The organism is Streptomyces beijiangensis (assembly GCF_017315755.1).
Taxonomy (GTDB): Bacteria; Actinomycetota; Actinomycetes; order Streptomycetales; family Streptomycetaceae; genus Streptomyces; species Streptomyces beijiangensis.
In genome coordinates this window covers 1-9,823 of sequence record NZ_JAFLRJ010000353.1, presented here as the reverse complement: position 1 = coordinate 9,823, position 9,823 = coordinate 1, and the positions used below count along the sequence as shown (strand labels likewise).

7 protein-coding genes are annotated in these 9,823 nt (G+C 69.5%); 1 reads left to right on the top strand and 6 read right to left on the bottom strand.

The window, feature by feature from the left end; all coding sequences use genetic code 11:
- The 3 genes from J0695_RS30515 to J0695_RS30505 all read right to left on the bottom strand — a co-directional run.
- Window positions 1-2,053: glycoside hydrolase family 3 protein (locus J0695_RS30515; RefSeq protein WP_206967484.1), on the bottom strand; the 2,053-nt coding region annotated here is incomplete at its 3' end.
- A gap of 169 nt (window positions 2,054-2,222) precedes the next feature.
- Window positions 2,223-3,971: a discoidin domain-containing protein gene (locus tag J0695_RS30510; RefSeq protein WP_206967482.1), complete on the bottom strand. Its 1,749-nt coding sequence runs from the start codon at window positions 3,969-3,971 to the stop codon at window positions 2,223-2,225.
- A gap of 144 nt (window positions 3,972-4,115) precedes the next feature.
- Window positions 4,116-5,210, bottom strand: coding sequence for a DUF1996 domain-containing protein (locus J0695_RS30505; protein WP_206967479.1), 1,095 nt, complete (start codon window positions 5,208-5,210; stop codon window positions 4,116-4,118).
- 460 nt (window positions 5,211-5,670) lie between these two features.
- On the opposite strand from J0695_RS30505, the gene J0695_RS30500 reads away from it, so the two are divergent.
- The gene (locus tag J0695_RS30500) at window positions 5,671-7,479 is read left to right on the top strand and encodes a pectate lyase-like domain-containing protein (RefSeq protein ID WP_206967477.1); all 1,809 of its coding nucleotides are present in this window, start codon (window positions 5,671-5,673) and stop codon (window positions 7,477-7,479) included.
- A 30-nt stretch (window positions 7,480-7,509) separates the two neighbouring features.
- Here the strand turns inward: J0695_RS30500 and J0695_RS30495 are convergent, their stop codons facing one another.
- From J0695_RS30495 to J0695_RS30485, 3 genes are all read right to left on the bottom strand, one after another.
- Window positions 7,510-8,511 carry an aldo/keto reductase gene (locus J0695_RS30495; protein WP_206967476.1) on the bottom strand — a complete coding sequence of 334 codons (1,002 nt, stop codon included), beginning with the start codon at window positions 8,509-8,511 and terminating at the stop codon, window positions 7,510-7,512.
- A gap of 40 nt (window positions 8,512-8,551) precedes the next feature.
- The gene (locus tag J0695_RS30490; protein WP_206967474.1) at window positions 8,552-9,061 is read right to left on the bottom strand and encodes an SRPBCC family protein; all 510 of its coding nucleotides are present in this window, start codon (window positions 9,059-9,061) and stop codon (window positions 8,552-8,554) included.
- Window positions 9,062-9,125: 64 nt separating this feature from the next.
- Window positions 9,126-9,602: a peroxiredoxin gene (locus J0695_RS30485; protein WP_206967472.1), complete on the bottom strand. Its 477-nt coding sequence runs from the start codon at window positions 9,600-9,602 to the stop codon at window positions 9,126-9,128.
- Between the last annotated feature and the right edge of the window lie 221 nt (window positions 9,603-9,823).

The following is a 9,823-nucleotide window of genomic DNA, read 5'->3' as shown; positions in this document are numbered from 1 at the left end:
GGAACCCGGCGGCCGGCTGCCTGCCGGAGCGCAGCCACGCCCGGTAGCCGATGTGCAGTCCTTCCTCGTACGGAAGGATCCCTCCCTCGGGACGCGTCCGGCTGACGGGCACGTCGTCGAGGCGCGCGCCCCAGGTGGTCGGCAGCCGGCCGCCGGGTTCCGCGTGCCCGAACAGCACATCGGCGAGACCCGCGCCCGCCTCCTGTCCCGGGAACCAGCTCAGGAGCACGGCGCCCGCCGCCTCGCGCCACGGGAGTTCCACCGGGCCGCCGGCGTTCACCACGGCCACCGTGCGCGGGTTCGCGGCGGCCACCGCGGCGACGAGGGCGTCCTGGTGGCCCGGGAGGGCGAGCGATGCCCGGTCGTACCCCTCGGACTCGCTGCCCTCGGTGGTCCCGACCACGACGACGACCGCGTCCGCGTCCCTGGCGGCCGCCACGGCCTCGGCCAGCGCGGTTTCCGGGTCGGGGGCCGGCGGCGCGGCGGTCACGACCGTGGCGCGTCCGGTGTCGGGGGCCAGCTCGCGCCGTGCCACCACGCGCACCGCGCGCCCGCGGGTCAGCCGCGCCCGCCCGTACTGGCACGGGGGACCGACATGGACGACGGCCGGGTCGTCGGTCAGCCGCGGGAACTCACCGTCGACCAGGTTCTGCCCGTCGACGGTGAGCCGCAGCTTGCCGAATCCGCCGATGCCGAACGTCCACTCGCCCCCGGTGCCGGGGCGCAGCAGCGCGCTGATCTCCACGGTGTGGGCGCCGGGTACGAGGGTGGGCTCCAACAGGCGCCCGGATCCCCGGTGTTCGGCGTACAGCTCGTGTCCGGCCTCGTCGAGCATCCGCAGGAGTACGCCGCGGTCCCCGGTCCGCGGGTCGACGCACCGGTCCGTGCCCAGCGGCAGCGGTTCGGTTCCGGCCGAGGGTCCTGGGGCGTACACGACGCGGGCTCGGCCGCGCAGTTCCGTCCGTATCCCGTCCAGGGGGGTGACGACGTGCGTGGGGAAGACGCCGGCACTGCCCCCGCCCTGGGACCTGGGCTGCGCGGCGTGCACGCCGATCACGGCGACGCTGCTCAACTCGCCCGCGTCCAGCGGCAGTACGCCGTTGTTGCTCAGCAGGACAGAGCCCGCGGCCACGGCCTCGCGCAGGAGTCCGCGCGGGCTCGTGGGAGTGCGCGGCGGCCGGGGCGCCGGGTCGGCCTCGCCCAGCGCGCCGACCCGTTCCGCCAGGCGCAGCAGCCTGCGGACCTTGTCGTCGACGGCCTCCCCGGGCACCTCGCCGGACTCCACCGCCCGGAGCAGCCGCTCGCCCCATACGCCGTCCGGTCCCGGCATCGCCAGGTCCTGGGCGGCGAGCGCGGTCTCGACGGTGGTGCGTACGGCGCCCCAGTCCGACACCACGAGACCGTCGAAGCCCCACTCCCCCTTGAGCGGTTCGGCGAGCAGTGCGCTCGCGGTCATCGTCGAGCCGTTGACGCTGTTGTAGCCGGACATCACGGCCCATACCCCGGCGTCGACCGCCGCCTCGAACGGCGCCAGGTAGAGCTCGCGCAGGGCGCGCTCGCCCACGCGGACGTCGACCGTCAGACGGTCGGTCTCGGAGTCGTTGGCGACGTAGTGCTTGGCGGTGGCGGCCACACCGTGCGCCTGTATCCCGCGGATGAGCGCGGCGCCCGCGCGGCCGGCCAGTTCCGGATCCTCGGCCAGGCACTCGAAGTGCCGGCCGCCCAGGGGCGAGCGGTGGAGGTTCAGGGTCGGTGCGAGTACGACGTGCACTCCCTTGTCCCGTGCCTCCTGGGCTAGCACGCCCCCGAGCCGCTCGATCACCGTCTCGTCCCACATCGCGCCGAGCGCCGATGCGGACGGCAGCAGTGCCGATGTCCTGCGCTCGTCCCACGCCTGTCCCCGTACGCCCGCCGGGCCGTCCGAGGTCACGAGCTCCCCCAGGCCCACGGCTGGTTCTGCCGCTGTGCGCCAGGTGGTGGCCCCGGTCAGCAGCCGTACCTTCTGCGCCAGACTCAGCTTCTCCGCCAGGCGCGCGATCTCTTCGTCGGTCATCTTCGCTCCCTCCCCTGCCGCTCTCTTGGAGAGCGCTCTCCACAGGATCGGGAACGGCAGTGATCCGTGTCAATGCGTGGGCCGGATCCCGTCGATCACCGCGGGGACGCCGTCTGCGCGCGGGGAGCAGGAGGCCACCGCGGCCTCCTGCTCCCCGCGCTGCGAAGGATCAGCTGTAGATGCCGAACTCATAGAGCGAATAGCCGTATCCGGTGCCGCGCGCCGTGCCGTTCACCCGGACGTAGCGACCCGCGCCGCTGACGTCGAAGTCGTCGACACCGCCGTTGCCGTTCGTCTCCTCGTGGACGGTCCGCCAGTTCTGGCCGTCGTCCGAGGTCTGGATCGTGTACGCCTTCGCGTACGAAGCCTCCCAGTTGAGCTGCACGTGCTTGAAGGCCTGGCTCGTACCGAGGTCGACCTGGAGCCACTGCGGGTCGCTCCAGTCACTGGCCCAGCGGGTGTCGTTCTTGCCGTCGACGGCATTGGCCGCGGGGCACGGGCAGTCGCCGCTCCCCGGCTGGTACGTGGAGGCCGTCGCCGTCTTGCCGACCGCGATGTTCGTGCCGTTCACGGGCGGCGGGACGACCCGTACCGAGCGCGTCTCGACGCCGACGTTGCCCTTGCCGTCGGTGGCCTTGACGTAGACCTTCCACACGCCGGGCCGGTCGGGAGCCGTCACTTTGAGCCTGCCGCCGCCGAGGTCGGTCACCGGCAGGGGGGTGAGGGCCTTGCCCTGGTCGATGTACATGCTGTTGACCAGGACCTCGTAGGAGATCTGGTCGCCGTCGGGGTCGGTGACCTGCGTGTTGAGCGTGAGGTCGCCGCCCGCGGGGACCTTGGCGGCATCGCCGTCGACGCTCATCGACGCGATGACGGGCGGGGTGTTGTCGTGGCTGGTGTCCGCTCCGTACGCCTTCTTGACCGCGTAGTACGAGAGCCGCTTCTGGCCCGCGGGGATGAGGTTGAACCAGATGCCGCCGAAGTCGTACTCGGTGCCGTAGTGGAACATCGTGGCGCCGAGCGCGACGCCCTTGTGCCCGGTGACGCAGTTCCAGGCCTTGGTGTAGCCGGCGGCCTTGGCCTGGTCGGTGGGCTCCTCGGGGACGCCGTTGGCGTCGTCGGGCACCTCCCACTCCCCTGCGGGCCCGGTCTCGGTGACGATGTACGGCTTGGTGTAACCGCCTTGCTCCCAGGCGGACTTCACATCGCAGACCGCGTTGTATGCGTTGACCGCGTACAGGTCGAGGTCGGGGGCGTTCTTCTTGTAGTAGGGCCAGGCGCCGACCCAGGCGTCGGTCGAGGTGACCGGGTGGTCGGGGTCGACCGCGTGGATCTTCTTGGTGATGTCGTTGACGAGGGTCGTGTAGGCGTCACGCTGCTTCTCCAGCTCGTCGCCGCTGTAACAGTTCTGCAGACCGAGCACCGACTCGTTGCCGACGTTCCACATCAGCACGCCCGGGTTGTCCTTGTAGGTGTCCACCCACTTCGGGAACTCGGCGAGCATCTGGTTCTTGTAGTCGGTGTCCGTCAGGTAGTTGACGCATCCGCCGCTGCCCGGACCGCCGCCCGGCTGTAGCCAGAAGCCCGCGATGACCTTCACACCATGGCTCGCGGCCGAGTCGAAGAGCGGTTTGCTGGAGGCATCGGTGCCCCAGGTGCGGATCGTGTTCACGCCCATGGACTGCAGGTCGGGCATGTACTTCTCGGCGTCCGCGACCGACGGGCCCCAGGTCAGGCCCTTGATCTGGTACGGGGAACCGTTGACGCTCAGCTCCCAGTTGCCCTGGGATCCCGTCACCTTGACCACGGTGCCCGCGGCGTGCGCGTGCTGGGCGGGCAGGGCGAGCGCACCGGCTGCGAGCAGGCCCGCGGTGAGGGGGGCCGCGATGCGACGACGGGATGCGTGGGGTTTGTACATACCTGGTCTCCTTGTGGGGCGGAGGTCATGAGGGGGAGGTCAAACGAGGTGATGCGCGCCCGAGTGGGGAGAGCGCTCCCCGTGACGGCTCCGGCAGAGCGCGGGACCGTCACGGGAAGACGCCCTGTCAGGCGCTGCTCCCGGTCAGGGGAGTTCGTACTTGTCGTTGAGCACCGCGCCGGCCGCGGGGTGGTTCTGGTCGTAGCCGCGCGTGTCGCACTGCAGTCCTCCGACGACGCAGTGGTCCACCATCGCCTTCAGCGTGCGGTCGTCCCACGCGTTGAAGAAGTCGTAGTGGAAGGAGTGGCCGGTGCCGCTCGCCAGTCTGACCTGCGAGAGGTCCCCGTTGATGGGGAAAGCCATCTTGAACTCGATCATCGGCAGGGCCACCGGGTGGTCCGCCGGGCACGCGTTGTTGTTCGTGCCGGGCACGACGATCGTGTACGCCATGTGGCTCTTGTGGTCCGGCGTGTCCAGGTACTTGCCGTCCCAGCAACTGGGTGCCTGGAACCGGATGTTGAGCTTGACGTCCTGCGTCGTGGGGCAGTTCTGCGGGAACTCGACGTTGAAGAAACTGTTCCCGCACTCCCATCCCTCGACGAAACCGGGGTGGTGGCGGAACTCGTCCGCCGTCTGCATCGGGCTGCCGACCACGAACCGCAGCCCCTTGGGGAAGGGCCTGACGCTCCTGTAGTCGGTGACGCCCGCCTTGTAGTAGATGGTCTGCTCGCCGACGGGGAGCACAGGCGTGTTGCCGTTGAGCAGGGTGGGCATCCAGTACCCGGACTTGTCCCCGGGTGCCAGACAGCTGGTGGAGCCCGCGCCCAGGGAGGCCGTGGTGCTGTTGGCGTCGGTGGTCGTGTTCCCCATGAAGGTGTGGTCGTGGGACTTGCCGGGCTGGCCCGGATAGACGATCGGGTCGTCCGGCTTGGTGTGCGTCACCGTGCAGTGGGCCTGGAACTCGTGGAAGTAGGCGGGGGGCGGCTCCTTCGTGGACGGGTCTACGCCGGTCACCGGCGGGTTCGCGGGGATGTAGCCGTCGCCGTCCGGGTCGTCGCCGGAGGCGACCGTGGACGCCGCCATCACATGACCTGCGTGCGACGCCGCCGACTGCTCGGCCGAACTCTTCGATCCCTGAGCCGCGTTGGCGTTCATCGCCATGCCGCCCACGCCGAGCGAGGTCAGCAAGAGCGCGCCGGATATCAGGAACCCTGAGACGATCTTCGATCTCCGTGCCATGGAGACCTCCTGCCATGTCAGTACGGAACCTCGAGGGGGGTTGGAGGCGGTCCCTGGGGGCCGAGTACACACCCGGGGACCGCCCTTGGGTTGTGCGCTCTCATGCAGCGAGGCGTATGGGAGAGCGCTCTCCCCGCTCGGAGTGTTCCGGCGATGACGCGACCGTGTCAAGAGTCGATGAACGTCTCGTTAAGAGCGGTACGGGGCTGGGACGGCCGTGAGCTGCGCAGGGCGTGCCAAGGAATTCCGTGCCGTACGAGACCGCGCACCCCTCCCGCACCACCGCGGGATCCGCCGGGCGAGCGCCGTCGCCGCGTCGGCCGCCATCGCCAACTCCCGTAAAACTTCGGCCACTCTGGACTCAACTCTTGACGCCTCGTTCACACGGATGAACCATTCGACCGCAAGAGAGCGCTCCCTCAACAGTCATTCGTTCAAGTTCTGAACCAGGAGAGCCACCATGTCCACTCCCCCCACGGACAGTTCGACCCCCCGCACCGCGCCGGCCCCAGGACGCAGGGCGGTCCTCGGCGCGATCGCCGTGTCGGCCGCCGCGCCGGCCCTCATGTCCCTCGCCACCCCCGCAGCGGCGGATTCCTCCGTACGGACCCCGGCCGACGTCCTGCCCGGCGGCGGCGACCTCGGGCCGAACGTCATCGTCTTCGACCCCTCCACCGCCGACATCCAGACCAGACTCGACGAGATCTTCAAGCAGCAGGAGTCCGCGCAGTTCGGCACGGGTCGCTACGCGCTGCTGTTCAAGCCGGGCACGTACAACGGACTCAACGCCCAGCTCGGCTTCTACACCTCGATCGCGGGCCTGGGCCTCTCCCCCGACGACACGCTGATCAACGGTGATGTGACCGTCGACGCCGGCTGGTTCAACGGCAACGCCACCCAGAACTTCTGGCGCTCGGCGGAGAACCTCGCGCTCAAGCCGGTCAGCGGGACCAACCGGTGGGCCGTCGCGCAGGCCGCCCCGTTCCGCCGTATGCACATCAAGGGCGACCTCAACCTCGCCCCCGCGGGCTACGGCTGGGCCAGCGGCGGCTACATCGCCGACTCTCGTATCGACGGGCAGGTGAACCCGTACTCCCAGCAGCAGTGGTACACCCGCGACAGCACCGTGGGCGGCTGGGGCAACGCCGTGTGGAACATGGTGTTCTCGGGCGTCGAGGGCGCACCCGGGCAGAGCTTCCCCGACCCGCCGTACACCACGCTCGACACCACACCCGTCTCGCGCGAGAAGCCGTTCCTGTATCTCGACGGCGCCGACTACAAAGTGTTCCTGCCGGAGAAGCGGACCAACGCGCGCGGCACCACCTGGGGCGCAGGCACACCGCGCGGCACCTCGCTGCCACTGAGCCAGTTCTACGTGGCCCAGCCCGGCGTCAGCGCCGCCACCCTCAACGCCGCCCTGGCCCAGGGCCTCAACCTCCTCCTGACGCCCGGCATCTACCACCTCGACGCCACGGTCCAGGTCGACCGCGCGGGCGCCGTCGTCCTCGGGCTCGGCTACGCCACCCTGATCCCTGACAACGGTGTCACCGCGCTGAAGGTGGCCGACGTGGACGGCGTACGGCTCGCCGGTCTCCTCATCGACGCAGGACCCGTCAACTCCCCCACCCTCCTGGAGATCGGCCCGCAGGGCGCCGGCGCGGACCACTCGGCCGATCCGATCACCGTCCAGGACGTCTTCGTCCGCATCGGCGGCGCGGGTGCGGGCAAGGCCACCACCAGCATCGTCGTCAACAGCCGCCACACCATCGTCGACCACACCTGGATCTGGCGCGCCGACCATGGAGCAGGAGTCGGCTGGGAGACCAACCGCGCCGACTACGGACTCCGGGTCAACGGGGACGACGTCCTGGCCACCGGCCTGTTCGTCGAGCACTTCAACAAGTACGACGTCCAGTGGTCCGGACAGCGCGGGCGCACGATCTTCTTCCAGAACGAGAAGGCGTACGACGCCCCGAACCAGGCCTCGGTCCAGGACGGCGACGTCAGGGGATTCGCCGCCTACAGGGTCGACGACTCCGTGACCGACCACGAGGGCTGGGGACTCGGGAGCTACTGCAACTTCACCGCCGACTCGACCATCGTCCAGGAGCACGGCTTCGCCGCACCGAACACACCGGGAGTGAAGTTCCACGGCCTGCTGGTCGTCTCGCTCGGCGGGATGGGCCAGTACGCGCACGTCGTCAACAGCACCGGCTCCGCCACCTCGGGGACGTCGACCGTGCCGTCCACGGTGGTCTCCTACCCCTGATCCGACTCCGATCCGACCAGGACCGCCCGGTCAGCTCAGCAGCCGCTCCAGATCGGCCAGTTCGTCCTCGTCGAAGGGCTCCGCGTCCAGGATTCCGAGGTTCTGGTCCAGCTGGGCCACGCTGCTCGCGCCGATGAGCACGGACGTGACGCGCGCATCACGCAGCACCCAGGCGAGTGCCAGCTGGGCCAGCGTCCTGCCGTGGGCGACGGCGTGCTTGTTCAGGGCGTGCAGCAGAGCCATCTTCTGCTCGGACAGCGCCTCGGGCTTGAGGAAGTGCCCGACGGCCGCCCTGGAGTCGGCGGGAATACCGGCCAGGTAACGGTCCGTCAACTGCCCCTGCGCCAGCGGGGAGAAGGCGATGACTCCGGCGCCCTCCTCGGCGGACGCGGCGATCAGTCCGTTCTTCTCGACGGTGCGGTCCAGCATGTTGTACGCATGCTGGTTGATCAGCAGCGGGGTGCCGAGGCCCTTGAGGATCCCGGCTGCTTCCCTCATCTTCTCGGGCGGGTAGTTGGAGAGTCCGGCGTACAGAGCCTTGCCCTGCCGCACCGCCGAGTGCAGCGCACCCATCGTCTCTTCCAGCGGGGTGTCCGGGTCGTAGCGGTGCGAGTAGAAGACGTCGACGTAGTCGAGGCCCATCCGGGCCAGCGACTGGTCGAGGCTGGCCAGCACGTACTTGCGGGAGCCGAATTCGCCGTACGGTCCCGCCCACATGTCGTATCCCGCCTTGGTCGCGATGAACAGCTCGTCGCGGTAGGGGCGGAAGTCCTGTGCGTACACGGTGCCGAAGTTGGCCTCGGCACTGCCGTACGGCGGACCGTAGTTGTTGGCGAGGTCGAAGTGGACTACGCCACGGTCGAAAGCGCGGCGCAGTACGGCGCGCTGCGACTCCAGCGGGGAGGTGTCGCCGAACCGGTGCCACAGTCCGAGGGAGACCTTGGGCAGCAGCACACCGCTGCGGCCGCAGCGCGTGTACTGCATTCCACTCGTGTAGCGGTCGTCGGCGGCGAGGTAGTGCGGGGATGTCATGCTCGGTCTCTCCCTGTGGTGCTGCCTGCAGGCCCCCGTGTCAGGGCCGGGGAGCGGCGTCCAGCTCCCGCTTGATCCTGCCCAGGGTCCTGTCGATATTGCCGACCTGGAACGAGGCGAAGGTCTGCCCCCCGGTGGCGATCCGGTCGAACACATTGGCCACTACCGTAGGCCAGGACCGGCGGTCGTCGGTCCAGGTCTCCGTGACCCGCGTCGCCGATCCGGCTTCCTCGAACCGGTACTCCCAGGTGGCGATCCTGGCGCGGAGCCGCGGACGCTTGAGCCCGATCGCGTGGACGCGGAAGGCGAAGGCCCTGCCCGGGTCGGCCTCGGTGACCGTGCAGCGGGTGGTCCAGCGGAACGCACCGCGCTTGTTGTGCCCGTCGAAGGCCGTGCCGACGCGGGCAGGGGCGTCGGGTTCGGGCAGGGTCGCCCCGAGATTCTCCGGGCTCCAGCGCCCCATCTGCGCGGGCCGGCTGATCTGTTCGTACACCGCGGAAGGTGACGCCTCGACCACGATGCTGCGGGAGACGGTGAACGTACGGGTCATGACCACTCCGATCCTCGGCCCATGACCCTACTAGCCGGTAGGGAGGTTGTCATGACCGCACTCGTCAGAGAGCCGCCAGCCGCTCGGTGAGCTTGTCGAGCGACTGGTACGTCGCTCCGAGGAGGGCGACGTGCTTCCAGTGGAGCGTGCCGTCCGGGGCGATCAGGAAGACCGACCGGCGTACGCCGATACCCGGCGCGGCGATGCCGAACATTCGGGCCACGGCGCGGTCCGTGTCGGCGAGCAGCGGCATCCGCAGACCGTGTGCCTGCGCGAACGACTCATGACTGTCCACGTCCTGGGGGCTGATCCCCCAGACGTCGGCCCCCAGCGCCTCGAATGCCTCGAACCCGCTGGAGTAGGAGCACAGCTGCTTCGTGCAGACAGTCGTGTTGTCGCCCGGATAGAAGGCCAGCACCAGCGGGCGCCCCCGCTGCGAGGAGAGTTCGTAATCACCCCGTACGAACTCACCGTCCTTGAGACGTCCGCCGGGAAGGCTGAATTCGGGTACGGGCCGGCCCAGCGCGGTCGACGGCGTCATAGAGAGGCTCCAGTTCGTTCGAAAGGGTCCGGGCGATCGTACGGGCCAGGTGCTGACCTGCGGACTCGGCGTCGATATTCATCCCATCGGGTGATCGACCAAGCCGTCAGGGCCGTGGCTCCGAATCAACGGTGCGAGCGCAGGAAGAACGGCACTCGAGACCGCTCACCCCCGCAAGGAGCACACCATGAGCACCAGCATCCGCCTCCGCCGCGTGGCCG

What these genes read in the sequence shown, in the direction of transcription:
- J0695_RS30495 (WP_206967476.1), bottom strand. Translation starts at nt 8,511, where the DNA reads ATGACATCCCCGCACTACCTCGCCGCCGACGACCGCTACACGAGTGGA.
- J0695_RS30490 (WP_206967474.1), bottom strand. Translation starts at nt 9,061, where the DNA reads ATGACCCGTACGTTCACCGTCTCCCGCAGCATCGTGGTCGAGGCGTCA.
- J0695_RS30500 (WP_206967477.1), top strand. Translation starts at nt 5,671, where the DNA reads ATGTCCACTCCCCCCACGGACAGTTCGACCCCCCGCACCGCGCCGGCC.
- J0695_RS30485 (WP_206967472.1), bottom strand. Translation starts at nt 9,602, where the DNA reads ATGACGCCGTCGACCGCGCTGGGCCGGCCCGTACCCGAATTCAGCCTT.
- J0695_RS30505 (WP_206967479.1), bottom strand. Translation starts at nt 5,210, where the DNA reads ATGGCACGGAGATCGAAGATCGTCTCAGGGTTCCTGATATCCGGCGCG.
- J0695_RS30510 (WP_206967482.1), bottom strand. Translation starts at nt 3,971, where the DNA reads ATGTACAAACCCCACGCATCCCGTCGTCGCATCGCGGCCCCCCTCACC.